We start from the raw sequence: 20,338 nt of genomic DNA, 5'->3' as shown, positions 1-20,338 counted from the left end.
ATGTGGTAATTCTCAAACCCAACCTATTCTCTCAAAAACTTCGTACACTTTCAATCCTAAATAAGCATCCGTAGCTGCATAATCGAGCTGAGCCTGACTTAATTCAGTCTTTTCCCAATTGGAGGTCTGCTGGGCTTTAGAAATTCTTTTTTTAAGGAAAATCGCTGTTAAATTCTTGGCTCCACTTTGCAGCATCCCATTTTCTCTTGCAATGGAACCAATATCTTCAAAACCGGCAGGTTTAAATTTTCTTAATTTCTGCAGATCTTTTAAGTCATCATGGATAGCTGCTCCGGTTTTTATAATGGAAGGATCTTCAAATATCCTTACTAATTCTCCATGAAAACCACTCAATAAATTACGGATTAAAAAAACCTCATCTTCAGTAGCCAATTGAATAAGTGAAACGGGATTATATTGCCCCTTTTTGAAGACGGGCTTAGCTTCCGTATCAAAGCCTAAAATCTCCGCTCTCCATAATTTTGGGATGATCTCTTCCCAGTCTTCATCTTTCTCCACCAATGTAATCTCCCCTTCAAATTTCCAAAGCGGCAAGTCATTGATTTCTTCTTTTGAAATCTCCTTTACAAAATTCATTTATCAGTAAATCTTCTTATTTTAATATTAAGGTATGCAAACAAAATCGTCATAAATGGACTAATGATATTGAAAAACGCATAGGGTGCATAAGTCCAAGTCGACACTCCTAAAACTGATGACTGGGTGGCTCCACAGGTATTCCATGGAATCAATACACTAGTTACGGTACCCGAGTCTTCCAGAGTTCTACTCAGTACCTCAGGCTTTAAACCTCTTTCTTTATAAGTATCGGCAAACATCCTACCAGGCACCACAATAGCTAGGTATTGATCAGATGCTGTAACATTAAAAAACACACAAGTACCTGCAGTAGAAGCGACCAATGAGCCCGTAGAATTTGCCAATTTAATGATTGAGCCTGTAATGACCTGTAACATTTTGGTTGACTCCATAACGCCACCAAAAACCATAGCACAGACGATCAACCAAATCGTATTCAACATGCCGGCCATTCCACCGGTTGACAGGAGTTCATTTACCATATCATTGTTAGTGGTAATACTAATATCACCATACATAGACAGCATAACCGCCTTGTACGATTGTTCAAAAAAGTTAGCACCTCCACCGGATATAATTTCAATAATTTGAGGCTGAAAGATAATAGCAAACACTCCACCTAATAATGATCCAATTAATAAAGCAGGAATAGCGGAAATTTTCTTTACAATCATAAATATCACCGCAGCTGGAACTAAAAATAACCACAAATTGATGTTGAATTTGTCCTGAATAGCAGCTTGAACCAGTCCTACCTGCTCTATATCTGCTTCGGAGCTATTCATAAAACCCAGCACTAAGAATATAATTAGAGTAATGACTATTGAAGGGACGGTTGTATACGCCATATACCGAATATGTGTAAACAAATCAGTTCCAGCCATTGCTGGAGCCAGATTGGTGGTATCACTCAAAGGAGACATTTTGTCGCCAAAATAAGCACCAGAAATAATAGCTCCTGCTACAACTCCCTCGCTCAAACCCAAAGTTTGTCCAATTCCTAAAAGTGCTAAACCTAGTGTAGCGATGGTACTCCATGAGCTTCCTGTAGCAACTGAAACAATTGCACTTACAATACAAGCAGCAAACAGGAAAATGGTCGGATTAAGGATATTTAAACCATAATAAATCATTGCTGGAACAATGCCACTCAGTAACCACGTACCCGCTAATGATCCAATCAATAATAAGATCAATATAGAGGACATGGCCGAACTTATACTGCTCACTATTCCATCAAGCATAGCGGTCCATTTAAATCCCACTTTTAAAGCAATAATAGCGGCAACTCCTGCTGAAAGGATTAAAGCTATTTGATTAGACCCATCTAATGTTCCATCTCCGAAAAAATAAACATTTAAACTAAGGAGGAAGATTAAAAAAACGATTGGAATTAATGCTTGAAATAAATTTGGCTTGAGCTGCTTTTCCGTCATGTAAGGTAAATCAAAAATATTAATTCAAAATGAATTCGAAATATAATAAAAATAAGTTATCAGTCAGCAAGCATTTCGTGTAATTCCTGGCCTACTTGTGTACCAATGGCAACCCCCATACCACCTAAGCGTACGCCAATGGCAGTATTAGCCGACACTTTTTTGATAATTGGTGACTTAGCTTTCCCAAATGCCATGATACCTGACCATTCCATATCGATGGAAAATTCCTGCTCCGGTAAAATCAATCCTTCTAAATCCCGCAGAATCGCTGATTTAATTTTTGGATTAATTCCAAATTCAGTAGTGTCTTCAGTGGATTTATCCAGATTTCTTCCTCCTCCTATCAGCACTCTGTTTCCTACATTTCTAAAATAAAAATAGCCTTCGTCATAGTGAAAAACACCCTTGAATTTTAGATCTCTTATAGGTTGAGTTATTAGCACCATCCCCCTGCCTGGATTAATATCTTCTTCAGGAAACCATTGGGAAGCAAACGCATTGCTACAAATAAACAATTTTCGAGTTTGCAGCTCAATTGCATGATGATCTGATTTACATTGTAACTTTATATAGCTGCTTTCTTCTTCAAATTTGCTTACTTCGCAGCCTGTAATGATTTTCACCCCCATTTCAGTGCACAAATCCCACCAGCTTTTCATCATTTTGCCAGTATCAATTTGCCCTTCAAATGGATTCGCCACAATGGTCTCAAGAGAATCTGTTTTGAAGCCAAAATCTTTAATTAAATCAGGCTTTAAGCTATAAACATCCTCTTTAAATATAGTTTTTAGTAGCTGATTGTAGTGATTTAAATATTCTAGTGCTGGTAGCTCAGCTTTCCTAATAACCTCAAAACCACCATTCCCCTCAAAACCAATATTTTTTTCTCCGAGGATACTTTTTAGAGCAAGTAAGCCTTTCCATCTCTTCTCTACCAAAGCCAACTGTTCACTTTCACCTAGCCCTTTTCGATCATCAACCAATTCAGTAAGACTGCCAAAACATGCAAAACCGGCATTTTTAGAACTTGCTCCACTTGGAAACAAACCTCTTTCAATTATGGCAATTTCTGCTTTAGGGTTTTTCTTTTTTAAATGGTATGCTGTAGAACATCCAACAATTCCACCCCCCACTATCACATAATCATATTTTGATAAACTTTCTCTTTCCCAAAAACTCAGCATGCATAATAATTTTGAATCAATTGTTGAAAAATAGCGCTATTTCAACGAGATTGCTTTATAAAGTGAGTAGTATTTTACAAAAATCACCTTCAAATTCAATTCAATCTATTAAACAATCAATTTCATGAACTTATCTTCCATAATAGATAAAGCACAAGATTCTGAATTTTATCTATGGCTATTAAATCAGGGGCTTAACAGAATGATCCCTTTTAATAAACCCCATGGATTTAAAATCACCAGTATCCAGCCCGACAAAATCAGAACAAAGCTACCGTACAAAAAAAGAAATTTAAACCATATAAAGGGGATTCATGCTTGTGCGATGGCCACTATATCTGAATATACTACAGGTTTAATGATCTTGTATAAACTGGATGTAAAGAAGTATCGAATCATCATGCAAAAATTAGAAATGGATTACCATTTCCAAGCCAAAATGGATGCGTTTGCAGAATTCTCCATTGATGAAACATGGGTGGAAAATCAAGTAGAAAAACCTTTACAGAAAGAGGATTCTGTTGTGATTCCGTGCGAAATAAATTTATATGATAAAAATCAAAATCATTTAAGCACAGGGAAAATCTACTGGCAAATTAAAGAATGGAAGAAAGTGAAGACAAAGCTTTAAAAACAAAAAGCCTGCAATCTTAATCTTGCAGGCTTTCTTTTATATTTGATTTTTATTTTGGCTAATTTTCAAATTCAGAAGGATAGCATTTTATATCATTACATCTTTCCCGGATCATTTCATAGGCTTTCAAATCACCTAATTCACCTGCTTTGCTTAAGTCAAGGCATCCCTCAGAAAGCTGTCCATATTCGATTCGTAAAACACCTCTTAAATAGTAGGCATCTACGTTATCCTTATCTTTCTCAATAATTTTTGTGCAGTCGTTAATAGCGTCTTGATAAGCCTCAAGTTGCTGCTTTGCTTGCCCTCTCTTATAATAAGCATCTAAATTATTTTCATTCAGCTCAATAGTTTTGGTGTAATCATTAATTGCTCCATAATAATCTTGGAGTAAATACTTGATATTACCTCTTTCAAAATAAGCTTCAGAAAAATCTGGCTTTGCATCAATTGCCATATTGTAGTCTTTCATTGCACCATGAACATCTGCAAATTTTTGCTTTATATTACCTCTCATATAATAGGCTTGGTGCGCACTAGGATCTAATTTGATCGCTTCATTAAAGCTTACAATTGCCTCCATATACTCTTTTTCTTCAAATTTATCTATTCCATTTTCGATAAACTCTGAGGCTTTCTTTTGTTGTGCTGATGCAATGGAGATATAGAAAACCATTGCAAGACTGATGGCTAATAATTTTGATAATTTATTCATAATGAAAATAATATGTTGGATGATAATTAGTGCAATAAGTTTGCCAATAATTCTACAACAACTCTACTGATTGCATTACTCAAATTTACAGATAAGTTTAATTAGAATATTAACTAAATTCAAACTGAACTTACATCTAATTATTTACCCAGCGGGAAGAGCATTTTGTAATCAGCCGAAACTTTTCCTTTGCTAATATTCCCTAATTTCCCTTTTAAAATACGCTTCTTAAAAGCCGAAACATGGTCAGTGAAAAGTATACCCTCTATATGATCATATTCATGCTGGATAACCCTTGCTACAAAACCATCAAATTCTTTTTCATGCTCTTGCCAATTCTCATCATAGTACTTAAGCCGAATATTAGGTTTTCGGTTTACGTCTTCTCTAATATTAGGGATACTAAGGCAACCTTCTTCAAAAGCCCACTCTTCACCCTCCTCCTCTAAAATCTGAGGATTAATGAAAGCTTGCTTTACTTTGGGTTGATCCTCTTCGTCCTCAATGGGATCAGTATCAATAACAAACAGTCTCAGACTTTTACCAATCTGAGGGGCAGCAAGTCCTACTCCATTGGCATTATACATGGTTTCAAACATGTCGTCAACTAATTGTTTCACATCAATTTCTCCTTCCTCTAGGTCTTTTCCTCTTGTTTTGAGAACAGGATGACCGTAAGCTACTATAGGATATATCATACTTTAATTTTCTTCTAAAAATTGCTTTAAAATAATAGCCGCACTTATTTTATCTATATTACCTGATTTTTTATTTCTTTGTTTCCTTTTGGAACCAGAATGAATCATTACTTGCATAGCTTCTTGCGAACTAAAACTTTCATCTTGCAAATGTAAGGGCATTGTTGGGAATTTCTTTCTAAAAAGGTTAATAAATGCATCTACATGCCGCGTTGCATCAGTTGCTTCTCCTTCTTCGTTAGTCGGGTACCCACACACAACAGATTCTACATCTTCTTTTAGGATATAGTCTGATAAGTACTGGATCACATCCTTTGAATGGACCATCTCTAATGGGGAGGCAATAATTTTTAAAGGATCTGTTACTGCCAAACCGACCCTTTTGGTACCGTAATCTATTGCTAAAATTCTGGGCATTTTAATTCAAACGAATAAGTGAATCGAATTTCTGTCTTACTGATTTTTCTAGCATTAGGGCTTTAGGGAAAAGCACTTCATTCTCAATTTTTGCATGTACTTTCAATTTCTCCTCGAATCTCTCTAACTCTGAGAAAAGTACTTTCACGTTCAAGGGAGATGTTTCCTTAATAGAATATTGATCCATCAAAAAACGAATGCCTTTCATTTCATCATCATGCACCTCATGATCAATAGCAAATTTCTGCATATTGAAATTGGGATACTTGTAAAAAAAGGCAGATGGATTTTTCTTTTTATCCTCTATTGCCTTCAATTGAGAAATATATTCAAATAGAGTATCTTCTTCTTCATAAATATGGTGTACAAAATCTTCGACAAATAATGGAAACACATCTTTAATTTCCCTTTCAACAGATGCCAAATTAGGTGTAATGCTATCTAGTTTATTGACCAATTTTACCAAAAAAGGCAAATCTTTTTTTATAAAAATAAAATGTGTGTGCTTGAGGTAAGTGATAACTAAATCAATGGGGAATGATAATAATCTTATGTTTTCAATTTCCTCGTTTTGATTTATTTTCTCCAGTTCAGATACTACATATTGTAAGTCAACTTTTTTTGCAATACATACTTTTTCCAATGAATCTTCCTCAAATTCATAGTATTCTATACCTAAATAATAGAGGACGGATGCAAAAACGTAATTTTCAGCAACTAATTCCTTTATTTTTTTTTGTGAGTATTCCACTTTGATTAATTTAGGTATATTACAAATATAATTTAATTTTAAGGCTTTTCAATCCAACGATTTACTAATTTCCTGCGTTATTTGTTAAAATAAAAATTTGAAACGTGAAATGAACACAAATAATTCAAATACTGTGTCGATATAAGACATTTAAAAATATTTTGTAATCATCCCACGTGGCAATAAAAAAAATAAATTCACATATGAATAACAAAAATAGTTCATTCCAGATCAAACTGCCTGTCATTATATTTTCCACCCTTGCAGCAGGTATATTAATTGGGGCCACTATGGCAAACCCTTCCTCCAATAAAGATACTGTTTTAGAAGGGATAACAAGAATAAAAGAGATTCTTTTACAAGTTGATCAAAACTATGTAGAGGAAGTGGATACAGATAAATTGGTTAACAGCGCCATAACAGGAATCATAAAAGAATTGGACCCGCATACATCCTACATCCCCGCTAAAGATTTGGAAATGGTTTCCGCTGATTTGAAAGGGAATTTCGAGGGTATTGGAATAGAATTTAACATTTTCAATGACACTCTTTACGTTGTAGCACCTCTAAGTGGTGGGCCTTCGGAGACCGCTGGCTTGCAGTCAGGAGATAAAATCATTGCTGTTGATGACAAAAACATAGCGGGGATTGGACTAACCAATAGACAGGTTCACGAAAACTTGAGAGGCGAAAAAGGAAGTGAAGTGGATCTGAAAATAATGCGTTCAGGCCTGAAAGAGCCCATAGAGTACAAAATCATAAGAGATAAAATCCCCCAATTTTCAGTGGATGTAAGTTATATGGTTGATGATGAAATTGGATACATCAAAGTAAGCCGTTTTTCTGCTACTACATATAATGAATTTATGGAAGCCTTAAATAAATTGAAAGAACAAGGGTTGCAGAAATTGATCTTAGACTTACAGGATAATCCTGGTGGTTACATGGATAAGGCTATCAGTATGGCAGACGAGTTTCTGAAGGATAATGCCATGATCGTATACACTAAAGGAAAAGAAAAAAGATATAATTCAGAGGCTAGAGCAATTAAAGAAGGGAAATTTGAAGAGAGTCCTTTGATTGTATTGATCAATGAGGGTAGTGCATCCGCTTCCGAAATCGTTTCAGGTGCAATACAAGATAATGACAGGGGGTTGATAGTAGGTCGAAGATCTTTTGGCAAAGGATTAGTTCAAATGCCAGTTCCATTGCAAGATGGCTCTGAGTTAAGATTGACAATTTCAAGATATTATACCCCTTCAGGTAGATCAATTCAAAAGCCTTTTGGTGAGAATCCCAATGAGTATAGGGATGAAATGAATTATAGATATGAGCATGGAGAATACTTCGTTGCCGATAGTATTCAGTTTGAGGATTCATTAAAATATACCACTTCCAATGGAAGAATAGTTTACGGTGGAGGTGGTATAATGCCTGATTACTTTGTTCCACTCGATACCTCTCAAACATCTACGTATCTTAATAGATTATTTTTAAGCAATACTTTACGACAATACACTTTTTCTTATTATGAAAAGAATCAAAAAATGTTGGAAAACATGGGTATGCAGGGATTTATCAATAACTTTCAAGTAACCGAGAAAATGCTACTTGAATTAACCAGCATGGCAAAAACCAATAATGTTGAGTTTAACGAAGAAGGTTTTAACAAATCAAAGGAATTAATAAAACTGTATAGTAAGGCTTACATAGCAAGAAATATTTGGAATAATGAGGGCTTCTACCCTATCTTTAATCAGCAGAATGAAGTGTTCAATGAAGCTTTAAAACTGTTTGACAGGGCAGAAACTTTGGCTAGAAAATAATTTTTTTTTAAAACAGTGCCTAATTAGCTGTTAATTAATCAAGAAAGATGAATGTAATTTGGATTAAGAAATCAATAGTTAATCTTCATCTAATTTTTATAAGAATATAGGACATGGCATATTACGTAAGAAAAGGAAACATACCACCCAAGAGACATACTCAATTTAGGCAGCCTGACGGAAGTTTATATGCAGAGGAACTAGTAAGTTCACAAGGTTTCTCAGGTATTTACTCAAATCTTTATCATATAAACCCACCTACTAGAGTAAAGGAAATTAAAAAGTCTGTAGCTTATGGAACTAAGCCTGATAACGATTTAAGCTTACAACAAATACACTTAAATACTTCAGGAGTAAAAAATACAGGGAGTGATTTTCTGGACAGTAGAAAAGTCTTGTTAATGAATGATGATGTTTCCATGGCACTCTGCATGCCTAGTCGTCAAAGCATGGACTATTACTATAAAAACGCAGAAGCTGACGAGTTACTATTTATCCATGATGGCAGTGGTTATATGTATTCTCAGTTTGGAAAATTAAAGATTCAAGCGGGTGATTATGTGGTAATTCCAAGAACTACCATTTATAAATTAGAATGGGAAACTAGTAATATTCGGTACCTGACTATTGAATCTTCAAGCCCCGTTGAGACAGTTAGTCGATATAGAAATAAATTAGGCCAACTTTTAGAGCATTCCCCCTATTGTGAACGTGATATTCACCCTCCGCAAGAGTTAATTACAGAAGAAACTAAGGGAGATTATCACTTGAAAATTAAGAAAGGAGGGTATATTCACCATTACGTGTACGACCACAGTCCTTTTGATTTAGTAGGTTGGGATGGATTTTTATATCCATACACCTTATCAATACATGATTTTGAACCAATTACGGGAAGAATTCATCAGCCACCTCCCGTTCATCAAACTTTCCAAGCTGCTGGATATGTAATATGCTCTTTTGTGCCTAGGTTATTTGATTACCATCCTGATGCTATTCCAGCGCCTTATAACCATAGTAATATAGATTCTGATGAGGTATTGTATTATGTGGAAGGTAACTTCATGAGTAGAAAAGGAATTGACAGAGGATCATTTACACTTCACCCTGGTGGTTTACCGCATGGTCCGCATCCCGGTACAGTTGAAAAAAGTATTGGAGCAAAAGAAACTGAAGAACTAGCAGTGATGTTGGATACATTTAGACCGTTATATGTCACTGAAGAGGGCAAAGATTTTATGGATAAGAAGTATCCAATGAGTTGGACGGAATAGTTAAATAGAAACACTTTGGAAAATTGAGCCTTGCAGTTAAAAAAACTACAAGGTTTTTATTTTTATAGTGGAACCGAAATGCGTGATCAGTGGTTATCTTTGGTGTTCTATTACCAAATCTATCCGATATTACAGAAAAACTTTAATGTACGCCATAGTCGATATAGAAACCACTGGAGGCTATGCAGCCCGAAACAGAATATGCGAAATCGCCATTATTTTACATGATGGAGAGAAAGTAGTAAAGGAATATCAATCTCTAATCAATCCTGAGAAGCATATTCCACCACAATTATCCGCCATCCATGGCATTAACGACCAAATGGTGGAAGAAGCTCCTAAATTCTACGAAGAGGCTAAGACTATTCATGAACTATTAGAGGGAAATATATTTGTTGCTCATAGTGTCAATTTTGACTATTCATTCGTTAAAGCAGCCTTCCAGGATTTAGGCTACGATCTAAAATTAAAAAAGCTCTGTACGGTAAGATTAAGTAGAAAAATATTTCCTGGTTTGAAAAGTTACAGTCTGGGTAATATCTGCGAAAACAGAGGTATAAAAATCAATGATAGACACCGAGCTTTTGGAGATGCAATTGCTACAGCAGAGCTTTTCACCCAATTGGTTCAACATGATGAAGATGAGGTTATCGGAAAATCACTCAAGAAAAATGCTTCCATTGCAAATGTACCTGAAAATCTTGATCGCCAAGTCTATGAAAAATTACCTGAGACAGCCGGAGTTTATTACTTCCTTAACGCCAAAAATCAAATCATATATGTAGGTAAAGCCAAGAATATTAAGAAGCGGGTAAGTAGTCATTTTGGCGGGAGCAAATCAGAGGTTGCTAAACAGGCATTTCAAAGTCAGATCTATCATGTGGACTATTATTTAACAGGAAATGAATTGGTAGCCCTCTTGCACGAGTCGCACGAAATCAGAAAAAACTGGCCAAAGTATAACAGAGCACAAAAAAACAATAACCCCGGTTATTCTATACATTTATATGAAGACCGACAAGGATACAAAAGGCTGCAGCTTGGAAGAAAGCAAGCGGGAATGCAAAGTCTGATGCGGTTTCCTAACCATGCCTCAGGATTTAGCTTTCTAAATGAGGTTAGTAAAAAACTTAAGATCTGCCCAAAATTTGCAGGAATTCAATCGAGTCCAGGAGCATGTTTTGATTATAGTTTGAATTTATGTGAGGGAGCTTGCGCTGGTAAAGAATCAATAGCTAAACATAATGAAAAAATCGAAGCTTTCATCGATTATTGCAAAGCTGAAAAAAGTGATTATCTACTCATGGGGGAAGGCAGAACTCATGATGAAAAAGCCTTTATCATGGTTGAAGAAGGTTTTTATAGAGGCTTTGGGTTTTACAATCAAGAAGAATCAATTGAACAATGGGAAGACTTTAGAAATTACCTAATCCAATATCCTGACCATCCTGAAATTTATAAGATTTTAAGTAGCGAGCATGCAACAAAAAACTATAGAAAAGTTAAGAAAGAGGCTTTTTTGAAGAGGAAAGAGTCGGTTTAGAATTCACCAAAACACACATAGAATATCAATTCAATACCAATAAATGCATTATTATTTACTTTCATTTTCGCTCAAACTTTTTTCTTGATAAAAAGATACAAAAAATCAGAAAAGTTTAATGCTTCTGCCCTCAATGCCTCGCTGGCTTGCTAAACTTTCCTAACTCCCGCTTTTTCGAGTTCCTCGGAAGTGGTCGATTTAATCTTTTACTACTATATTGTTGAAATTCATTGTCTTGTGGTGATTAAAATCTTGAGGACTAATTCCTATATGATACAATAATAAAATCACTTGCTATTATTTTCAAAATGGTTTCAGTGCATAATTCTACCTTTGGGGGCTAGGGGGCTTAAACCTTCTTCATTTTAAACCTTTTCTTCAGCTCTTCCATTTCTTCTTTGAAACGCTTGTCAACCTGCATCATGTCATTTACTGACTGTACCGCATGGATAACAGTAGAATGATCTCTACCACCAAAGTGATAACCAATAGATTTTAACGAATGGTTTGTGTGCTCTTTGCAAAAATACATAGACACTTGTCGAGCAATTACAATCTCTTTTTTTCTTGTTTTGGCCTTTAAATCATCTATTTTAACAGCAAAATGTTCTGCAATCGTTTTTTGGATAAAATCGATTCCAACCTCAGATTCAATATCATGAACAATATTTTTCAAGGTTTGCTTCGCTAATTCTAGATCAATTTCCTTTCTATTTAAAGAAGCATGAGCAATCAAAGAAATCAAAACGCCCTCTAGTTCTCTAATATTAGTATCAACTGAATAAGCAAGGTATTCAATTACATCTTCAGGAATGTGAATACCATCACTTTCCATTTTATTTTGAATAATAGCAATTCTTGTCTCTAAATCTGGTTGTTGCAAATCAGCAGTAAGTCCCCATTTAAAGCGAGAAAGTAATCGATCTTCTAAACCCTTCAAATCTCTTGGCGGACGGTCAGAAGTCATGATAATTTGCTTGCCATTCTGATGTAAGTGGTTGAAAATATGGAAGAAAATTTCCTGAGTTCGTTCCTTACCACCCAAGAACTGTACATCATCAATGATTAAAGCATCGATGTGCAAGTAATAGTTAGAGAAATCTTGAATTTTATTATTTCTTAAAGCATCGATGAACTGGTTTGTAAATTTCTCAGAGGAAACGTATAAAACGAATTTACCATTCAAAGTATCCTTAATTTCATTTCCAATAGCTTGGACCAAATGAGTTTTTCCCAATCCTACACCGCCATAGATCATTAAAGGATTAAAAGAGGTAATTCCTGGCTTTTTGGCTACTGCATAGCCGGCAGATCTCGCTAGACGATTACAATCACCTTCTATAAAAGTGTCAAAAGTGTAATTAGGATTAAGTTGCGAATTTTGCTGACTTAAATCAACACCATTTAAAGCAAATGGGTTTAGAGGCTCTTCCCGATTTTGTTCTTTAGGTGGTTTATTGGATTTATTATTATTAGGTAAATTTATAGTGAACGGCTTATACTTTTCATTTCCTTTGTCTACAATTACGGAGTATTCCAATCTTCCTTCAGGCCCAAGTTCTTGATGGATAACTTTTCTTAAAATATGGACATAGTGTTCTTCTAACCACTCATAAAAGAATTGGCTCGGTACTTGAATAGTCAGCACTCTATTTTCAAGCCTGATCGGCTCAATTGGAGAAAACCAAGTATTAAAACTCTGCTCTCCCACCCCCTCCTTTATGGAGTGAAGACAATTATTCCATACTGATTGACAGTCTTTAACCATTCACACTAATACTTGACGGATTGTATATTTGAACCCTGGATTTTGTTTCAGGGCTGACAAAAATGATAAAAAAATAGGGAACAAAAAAATGCAATTTTACTTGACAAGCCGTTAAATACAATTCAGTCAATTTATGTTTACAATTCAACTGAAAATTCTTTAAAAAATTACATTTTAATTATTAAAGTCTTTTAGATCAATCGATTAAATATAGTCAAAACGACTAGTTTTTCGAATACACCCACCATTTATAACTTTTACGTTTAAGGATAGCAGGAAATATACTAACTTTAAGAATTGAAACGACAAAATTGGAAATGAGCAAAACTAAATTATTTGAAGATTTTGAAAAGAGTTCTGCCATAGATTGGCAGAATCAAATTTTAAAGGAATTAAAAGACAAGCCCTTTGAAAGTTTGGCAACCAAAACTCCGGAAGGTATTTCTATAAAACCTTTCTATCATAAAGATAATTCGGAGGGCTCAGATTTTAATATACAAAACCCTAGTCAACAATTAAATGAAGCTTTACCTCCGCGCTACTGGGCAAACCAGTCGAAAATTGTGGTGAAATCTGAAAAAGATGCCAACCAATTGGCTTTAGAAGCTTTAAACGGTGGGGCCGAAGGGATTATTTTTGTGATTGAAAAAGCTGAGATTGATCTCGAGTCATTATTAAAAGAAATCCAGCCAGAGTATTGCATGGTTTCATTTGAATCTAATGAACCTTTTTATCCCCTAATTTCTCAATATTTGAATTTCATCAGTGCTCGCGGTATTGATAGCAAAAGAATTAGCGGTTTTTATCATTGCGATATCATAGAATGCAGAGATGCCGGAATTATCGGTATCAATGCGCAAGATTTCGAAAATATTGCGGAGTTAATTAAACACGCTGATGATTACCCGCACTTCAAACCTTTATGCATCAGTAGTAATTTATTTCATAATTCAGGGGCGAATATCACACATGAGCTAGGATTATTACTTTCCAAATCGGTAGAGTTTTTCGATAAATTAACGGATTTAAAGCTAGAACTCAGTCAAATCATTAAATCTACGCTTTTTTCTGTAGGGGTTGGCAGTAATTACTTTTTTGAGATTGCCAAATTGAAAGCACTTAAGTACAATCTCTTAAAAATTGCGCATGCTTATGACAGTAATCTTAAAGCAGATGATATCTTCATTCATTGTAATACAAGTTTTAGAACTAAATCAGCGCTTGATTTTAATGTAAATCTCTTACGTAATACCAATGAAGCCATGGCTTCCGTACTTGGCGGCTGCAATAGTTTATGGGTTCAGCCGCATGATGAATCTGCAGGGAAGCCGTCAAGCAAAACATTTAAAAGAATTGCTTTAAACATCTCCAACATTCTAAAAGAAGAGTCTCATTTAGATAAAATAACAGATCCAACCAAAGGCAGCTACTATATTGAAAATCTAATTAAAGAAATTTCAACTTCTTCTTGGAAACTATTTGTTGAATTTGAGGAAGATGGCTCATACAACCATCATTTTGAGAATGGAAACATTCATCAAATCATTGATACTGATGCCGGCAAAGCTGAACAAAATCTGTGGGCTAGAAAGCATTTGATTATAGGCACCAACACCTACCAGCTCATTGGAGAAAAAATCAGTGCTTACTTAGATACTGAAGAAAGCGGCAAGAGTCTGGAAGCAAAAAGACTCACCTCTACCATCGAACATATGCGGTATAGAATAGAAAAACTAGTGGAGGAAAAAGGTGAGACTGCAAGACCTATGGCTCAAATTCTTTTGTTGGGAACCGATCCAATAAGCAAAGCAAAATCAGATTTTGCCTACAGCTTTTTAGGTATAGCGGGTATCGGTATCTCATCTGAAAATTTTATTAAAGATTTAGATGAAGAAATAGAAGCTGATAAAAATGCTAAAATGACTGTTTTATGTTATGCTGAAACTCCTGAAAATTTGGATCAGTATATAACAGAACATGAGGGGTTAGTTTTAATAGCTGGACAGGAGCCAAATGAAGCCGATTTACAAAAATCTGGTTTGTATGCTTGTATTAATAGAAATGTTGATGCAAAGAAATTTTTAGACCAATTATTAAAAGACTTACGAATAGCATTAGTATGAAATGAGCTTAAATTTTATCAATCTTAGTTTATCAAGTTAAGAGGGTTAAAATTTGTAGTGAATTCCATCCCGATAAATACGGGACAACTTGTGACAACTAATAAGAAATCAAAGACGCATGAAACCTGATTTTTCGAAAATACAATCATTAAAGAGTAATAATTCAGAAAGTAAGTCTAGCAGCAGACAAGATTGGAAAACTGCTGAGAGCATTTCGGTACCACCCGTAATTGACGCATCCACTATAAAAGATGCAGAGCACATAGGATTTATCGCTGGAAAAGCTCCTTATTTAAGAGGCCCTTATAGCACCATGTATGTACAAAGACCATGGACTATTCGCCAATATGCCGGTTTTTCCACTGCAGAGGAATCCAATGAATTCTACAGAAAAAATTTAGCAGCAGGTCAAAAAGGGCTTTCCGTTGCGTTTGATTTGGCTACTCACAGAGGCTATGATTCTGATCATCCGAGGGTTGAGGGAGATGTTGGAAAAGCTGGGGTGGCTATTGACAGCATTTTGGATATGAAAGTGCTATTTGACCAAATTCCATTAGATAAAATGTCGGTTTCCATGACCATGAATGGTGCTGTTATTCCCGTCATGGCGTTTTATATTGTAGCAGCTGAGGAACAGGGCGTAAAACCAGAACAACTCTCAGGAACTATTCAAAACGATATCCTAAAGGAGTTCATGGTGAGGAATACTTACATCTATCCGCCAGAGCCTTCCATGAAAATCATCTCTGATATTTTCGAGTACACTAGTAAAAAAATGCCGAAATTCAACTCCATCAGTATCAGTGGGTATCATATGCATGAAGCAGGAGCTACAGCTGATTTGGAGCTGGCTTATACCTTGGCTGATGGGTTGGAGTATATCAGAGCAGGTTTGAAATCAGGTTTGAAAATCGATGAATTTGCCCCTCGTCTATCCTTTTTCTGGGCCATTGGCATGAACCATTTTATGGAAATTGCCAAAATGAGAGCAGGTAGATTACTTTGGGCAAAAATTGTTAAACAATTTAATCCTGAGAGTCCAAAATCTTTGGCCCTAAGAACCCACAGCCAAACTTCAGGTTATAGTTTAACAGAACAAGACCCTTACAATAATGTAGCAAGAACTTATATTGAGGCTAAAGCAGCTGTACTTGGGCATACGCAATCATTACATACCAATGCATTAGATGAAGCTATTGCCCTACCAACAGATTTTTCAGCTAGAATAGCACGCAACACCCAACTATTTCTGCAAAATGAAACGAACATAACAAAGACAGTCGACCCATGGGGAGGTTCATACTATATAGAATATCTTACTGACCAATTAGTAGAAAAAGCTTGGGAATTGATTGAAGAAGTAGAAGAAATGGGCGGTATGACCAAAGCAATAGAATCTGGTCTTCCGAAAATGCGAATTGAAGAAGCTTCCGCTAGGAAGCAGGCTGGAATCGATTCTGGAAGGGAAGTTATTGTGGGTATCAATCGCTACAGAACTGATGAAGAAAGCGATATTGAGTTAAGGGAAGTAGATAATACGGCCGTTTTAAAATCTCAAGTAAAAAGACTTGAAAGACTTAAAAAAGATAGAAATACCCAAGAAACGCAAAAAGCTCTAGACGATTTAGCTGAATGCGCCAAAACTGGAAAAGGAAATTTACTGGAATTGGCAGTGGAAGCAGCAAGAAAAAGAGCCACATTAGGTGAAATCTCAGATGCCATGGAAAAATCATTTGGAAGACATAAAGCCACTATTCGCTCCATTCAAGGTGTATACTCCGGAGAAGCAGGCAATAGCGATGACTTTAAAAAAGCTCAGAAATTAGCAAATGATTTTGCTGCATTAGAAGGTAGAAGACCTAGAATTCTAATCGCAAAAATGGGTCAAGACGGACATGATAGAGGTGCTAAAGTAATTGCTACCAGCTTTGCGGATTTAGGCTTTGATGTAGACATTGGACCGCTTTTTCAAACCCCAGAAGAATCAGCTATGCAAGCTGCAGAAAATGACGTACATATTGTTGGGGCATCTAGCCTTGCAGCTGGTCATAAAATGTTAATTCCTAAATTAATCAACGAATTGAAAAGGATCGGAAGAGAAGATATCATGGTCATTGCAGGAGGTGTTATTCCGCCAAAAGATTATGATTTCTTGTATAAAGCTGGAGTAAGTGCTGTATTTGGTCCTGGAACGAATATAGCAAAAGCTGCTACCCAAATATTGGAAAAGTTGATGAGGGAGGATGAGGAGATTAGTTAAAATCTTTAACAAACGATTCCATTTCAAGTTGATGATTTAGAATGATATTATTTTTTCAAACACTAACTAGTTTACTAAAATTACATATATGAAACACCTAAAACTCCTTTTCCCCATTATTGTAATAGCAATAATCGTTGCCTGTGGAGGTAATACAGAGGGAAATAAAACTGAAACGAAAGCGAAAACTGAAACTTCTGATTCAACTAAAATTGCTAGAGACAGTTTACTTTCCACCTTGAATCTGCCAGATGGATTTGAAATTTCTATTTATGCAGAAGTAGAAAATGCCCGTTCAATGGCATTATCTGAAAGCGGGACTTTGTTTGTCGGCAACAGAAGTGAAGATAAGGTTTATGCAGTACAAGATACCGATGGTGATGGTACTGCTGATAAAAAGTATATTTTAGCTGAAGGTTTAACTTTGCCCAATGGAGTAGCTTTCAAAGATGGTGATCTTTATGTTGCTGAAGTTAGTCGTATTCTTAAATTTTCAGATATTGAAAATAATTTAGAAAATCCTGAATATGACGTGATTTTTGATGAATACCCAACCGATAAGCACCACGGATGGAAATATATTGCTTTTGGTCCCGATGGTAAATTATATGTACCAGTTGGGGCACCTTGCAACATTTGTAATAATCCTGATAAACCCATTTATGCTAGTATTACGCGCATCAATCCGGACGGAACTGGAATGGAAGTTTTTGCAAACGGTGTAAGAAATAGTGTAGGTTTTACATGGCACCCAGAAACACAAGATTTATATTTCACGGATAATGGCCGTGATATGCTAGGTGACAATATTCCGCCTTGTGAACTGAACGTAGCCACTGAAAAAGGACAGCATTTTGGCTATCCGTTTTGTCATGGTGGAACTATCCAAGATCCAGAATTCGGTGATTTAAGAAATTGTGATGAATTTAAAAAACCGTATCGAAACCTTGGGCCTCATGTAGCTCCATTAGGAATCAAATTCTATACTGCGGATTTATTTCCTGCACAGTATAAAAACCAAATATTCATAGCTGAGCACGGCAGCTGGAATCGTTCTAAGAAAATAGGGTATAGAATCCAGATGGTAAGCAATACAACAGACGGAGAACCTACCTACGAGACTTTTATTGACGGTTGGTTGAATGATGAAGAGCAGGATGCTTGGGGAAGACCAGTCGATGTTTTACTTAACGATAAAGGTGAAATGCTAATTTCCGATGATCTAGCAGGATTTATCTATAAGGTCACTTACAAAGGATAAATACTATTAATGCAATAAAGGAAAAAGGTTGAGCTTATTGGCTCAACCTTTTTTTGTGATCTATTTTTAGGTTCCAACAAAAACCTGACAGATTTCAAATTCAAAGAGCTATAACGGACAGGTTTAGGAGAGGATGAAAAAAATCAATCATTCGGTGGCGTAATCATTATATGTGCTCTGTGCGTACCAGGATTCATGATCCACGCTCCACCTGGCACTAAAGGTCTTATGGGTAAACCAGTAGATTCAGCTGTTGCAAACGGAATATAAACCACATATCTCAAGCTGGCTTTTTCAACCTTTCCTGTTTCAGGATTATATCTCCCCTCCGGACCTGAAAGAACATGTAAAGTAGTCGGATTTACTGGCATCTTTAATTTACCTGATTTTGCTTCTTCTTCTCTAATTTCAAAGATAGCATCTGGTCTTTTTCCTTCCGCTCGCAATTCATCTCCCCTTTTCATAAAAGGTTGTAAATCCTTGTGATAACAAGCTACGCTAAAGCCTTCCTTATTCGGATCATCCGCTAAGCAAATTTGTTCGTTAGTGCCTTGCCGTAGAAGAACCTTTTTACCATTTTCATCATAACCGTAAACGGTAGCTCCATCCTGCTTTTCCGGAGGGGCAGCCTGCACAGCTGCAGCAATTTGTCCTTCTTTATCGGGAATTTGGGCTTGACATGAAATTAAACTGAAAATAAAAATTGGAATTAGGAAAAGTGGTTTCATGATTAAAAATTAGGATTGTAAATATCATTTAAACTATTCTCAAGATATGAATTTCTATTGAAAGGCCTCACAAACTTATAAGCAAATAAAACACTTAGCTTAAAGGTAAATGATTTTGGTTTGAAATAAAGAATCAGTTATTATTGCATACTCATATCTCGAAATAATCTTTTCAATGAAAACCAAATCTATTCTATTCTTACTTTTAACTCTTTGCTGTCATTCCGTTCTTTCTCAAAATTATGAATTAGTGGGTTTGATTGACAATAAAATTTTAAAAATAGATCCGAAAACAGGAAAAACAACACTTTTACTAGAAATCAGGAACCTACCCAATGGCACTGATTTAAGAGATTTAGTTTATCAAAATTCAAAACAAGAGTTTTACACAATTGCTAACCCAAGTAACAATCCATATTTAGGTAAGATTTCACTAACAGGTGAATTTGAAGCGTCAGAACCTTTAGAAGCTGAATTTGCAACCATTTTCACGGTTGAAGCAATTAGTCTATATAACGATGAAATATATTTTTCAGCAAGTTTAAATGGAGGGAGAAACGATAACGATTTCTACTCTGAAAGCTTATTAAAAATCAACAAAGAGAGTGAATTAGAATTTTTAACTGAAATCAATACCGAAAAGCCATATCCCGACATTGATGTTTTGAACGTAACTGATGATGGAATTTTTATTTTTGATGGAGCCCCACCAAATCAAAATTTCCTTGAGTTTTATGAACTAGACTTGGATAATTTAAATACATCTTCTTATCCCCAGAAGATTTACTCTGCTAGCTATATCCCTCTAGCCGACTTTTGTTTTTATGAGAGTCAATTGCACTTTATAGCAGAAAAAAGCCTTTATACTTTCACTAATTCAATTCAAAAAGTAGTTGAAATTAATACAGAAGAAATTAATTCTGAAAGGAACTTTGTTGGTTTAACCCAATTTCCTGGTTGTCCTCTTCCAACAGCAAATCTTGAAAACGAAATTCTAGTCTGCAACGAAGAATCAATCACTCTTGATGTGGAATATCCCAACTCAACTTATCTTTGGTCTGATGGCTCCACTAATTCTACCAAAAATGTAAATGAAAGTGGGATTTACGAAGTGGAA

17 protein-coding genes are annotated in these 20,338 nt (G+C 35.6%); 8 read left to right on the top strand and 9 right to left on the bottom strand.

All coding sequences use genetic code 11. From position 1 onward, the window contains the following. Positions 1-12 precede the first annotated feature (12 nt). The 3 genes from B9Y84_RS00085 to B9Y84_RS00075 are packed head-to-tail and all read right to left on the bottom strand — an operon-like array spanning position 13 to position 3,223. Positions 13-597 (bottom strand): 3'-5' exonuclease, encoded by a 585-nt coding sequence (locus tag B9Y84_RS00085; RefSeq protein WP_085515053.1) that lies wholly within the window; start codon positions 595-597, stop codon positions 13-15. Further along, positions 594-2,036, bottom strand: a complete 1,443-nt coding sequence (gene nhaC / locus B9Y84_RS00080; RefSeq protein WP_085515052.1) for a Na+/H+ antiporter NhaC — start codon at positions 2,034-2,036, stop codon at positions 594-596. The genes B9Y84_RS00085 and nhaC overlap by 4 nt, the downstream gene beginning before the upstream one ends. Before the next feature lie 59 nt (positions 2,037-2,095). Beyond that, positions 2,096-3,223 (bottom strand): NAD(P)/FAD-dependent oxidoreductase, encoded by a 1,128-nt coding sequence (locus B9Y84_RS00075; protein WP_085515051.1) that lies wholly within the window; start codon positions 3,221-3,223, stop codon positions 2,096-2,098. Between the two features lie 124 nt (positions 3,224-3,347). On the opposite strand from B9Y84_RS00075, the gene B9Y84_RS00070 reads away from it, so the two are divergent. After that, a complete protein-coding gene (locus tag B9Y84_RS00070) occupies positions 3,348-3,854 on the top strand; it encodes a DUF4442 domain-containing protein (protein ID WP_085515050.1) in 507 nt (168 codons plus the stop codon). Positions 3,855-3,915: 61 nt separating this feature from the next. Here the strand turns inward: B9Y84_RS00070 and B9Y84_RS00065 are convergent, their stop codons facing one another. From B9Y84_RS00065 to B9Y84_RS00050, 4 genes are all read right to left on the bottom strand, one after another. Continuing rightward, positions 3,916-4,572, bottom strand: a complete 657-nt coding sequence (locus tag B9Y84_RS00065) for a tetratricopeptide repeat protein (RefSeq protein WP_085515049.1) — start codon at positions 4,570-4,572, stop codon at positions 3,916-3,918. A gap of 140 nt (positions 4,573-4,712) precedes the next feature. Further along, positions 4,713-5,270, bottom strand: a complete 558-nt coding sequence (def, locus tag B9Y84_RS00060) for a peptide deformylase (RefSeq protein WP_085515048.1) — start codon at positions 5,268-5,270, stop codon at positions 4,713-4,715. Between the two features lie 3 nt (positions 5,271-5,273). Further along, complete coding sequence (ruvX, locus tag B9Y84_RS00055; protein WP_085515047.1) at positions 5,274-5,687, bottom strand: Holliday junction resolvase RuvX; 414 nt, start codon at positions 5,685-5,687, stop codon at positions 5,274-5,276. Between the two features lies 1 nt (position 5,688). Continuing rightward, positions 5,689-6,438: an iron-sulfur cluster repair di-iron protein gene (locus B9Y84_RS00050; protein WP_085515046.1), complete on the bottom strand. Its 750-nt coding sequence runs from the start codon at positions 6,436-6,438 to the stop codon at positions 5,689-5,691. A 203-nt stretch (positions 6,439-6,641) separates the two neighbouring features. On the opposite strand from B9Y84_RS00050, the gene B9Y84_RS00045 reads away from it, so the two are divergent. The 3 genes from B9Y84_RS00045 to B9Y84_RS00035 all read left to right on the top strand — a co-directional run bounded on the left by B9Y84_RS00045 (position 6,642) and on the right by B9Y84_RS00035 (position 11,081). Further along, positions 6,642-8,264, top strand: coding sequence for a S41 family peptidase (locus tag B9Y84_RS00045; protein WP_085516005.1), 1,623 nt, complete (start codon positions 6,642-6,644; stop codon positions 8,262-8,264). Positions 8,265-8,377: 113 nt separating this feature from the next. After that, positions 8,378-9,538: a homogentisate 1,2-dioxygenase gene (locus B9Y84_RS00040; RefSeq protein WP_085515045.1), complete on the top strand. Its 1,161-nt coding sequence runs from the start codon at positions 8,378-8,380 to the stop codon at positions 9,536-9,538. 145 nt (positions 9,539-9,683) lie between these two features. Continuing rightward, positions 9,684-11,081 carry an exonuclease domain-containing protein gene (locus tag B9Y84_RS00035; protein ID WP_085515044.1) on the top strand — a complete coding sequence of 466 codons (1,398 nt, stop codon included), beginning with the start codon at positions 9,684-9,686 and terminating at the stop codon, positions 11,079-11,081. A 349-nt stretch (positions 11,082-11,430) separates the two neighbouring features. On the opposite strand, the gene dnaA is transcribed toward B9Y84_RS00035, so the two are convergent. Continuing rightward, on the bottom strand, positions 11,431-12,849 hold the full coding sequence (dnaA, locus tag B9Y84_RS00030; protein ID WP_085515043.1) for a chromosomal replication initiator protein DnaA: 1,419 nt from the start codon (positions 12,847-12,849) through the stop codon (positions 11,431-11,433). Between the two features lie 317 nt (positions 12,850-13,166). On the opposite strand from dnaA, the gene B9Y84_RS00025 reads away from it, so the two are divergent. The 3 genes from B9Y84_RS00025 to B9Y84_RS00015 all read left to right on the top strand — a co-directional run bounded on the left by B9Y84_RS00025 (position 13,167) and on the right by B9Y84_RS00015 (position 18,493). Beyond that, entirely contained in the window at positions 13,167-14,972 is a 1,806-nt protein-coding gene (locus B9Y84_RS00025; RefSeq protein ID WP_085515042.1) for a methylmalonyl-CoA mutase family protein, read from the top strand. Positions 14,973-15,090: 118 nt separating this feature from the next. Continuing rightward, positions 15,091-17,232, top strand: coding sequence for a methylmalonyl-CoA mutase (scpA, locus tag B9Y84_RS00020; protein WP_085515041.1), 2,142 nt, complete (start codon positions 15,091-15,093; stop codon positions 17,230-17,232). A gap of 88 nt (positions 17,233-17,320) precedes the next feature. After that, complete coding sequence (locus B9Y84_RS00015; protein ID WP_085515040.1) at positions 17,321-18,493, top strand: PQQ-dependent sugar dehydrogenase; 1,173 nt, start codon at positions 17,321-17,323, stop codon at positions 18,491-18,493. Positions 18,494-18,636: 143 nt separating this feature from the next. Here the strand turns inward: B9Y84_RS00015 and B9Y84_RS00010 are convergent, their stop codons facing one another. Then, on the bottom strand, positions 18,637-19,221 hold the full coding sequence (locus tag B9Y84_RS00010; protein ID WP_085515039.1) for a hypothetical protein: 585 nt from the start codon (positions 19,219-19,221) through the stop codon (positions 18,637-18,639). 175 nt (positions 19,222-19,396) lie between these two features. Between B9Y84_RS00010 and B9Y84_RS00005 the strand changes: the two genes are divergently transcribed. Continuing rightward, positions 19,397-20,338, top strand: a 942-nt coding sequence (locus tag B9Y84_RS00005) for a hypothetical protein (protein ID WP_139827895.1), incomplete at its 3' end; no start/stop codon positions are given.

This window comes from Marivirga sericea, from assembly GCF_900177665.1.
Lineage (GTDB): Bacteria > Bacteroidota > Bacteroidia > Cytophagales > Cyclobacteriaceae > Marivirga > Marivirga sericea.
This window is presented reverse-complemented; position numbering and strand designations above follow the sequence as displayed.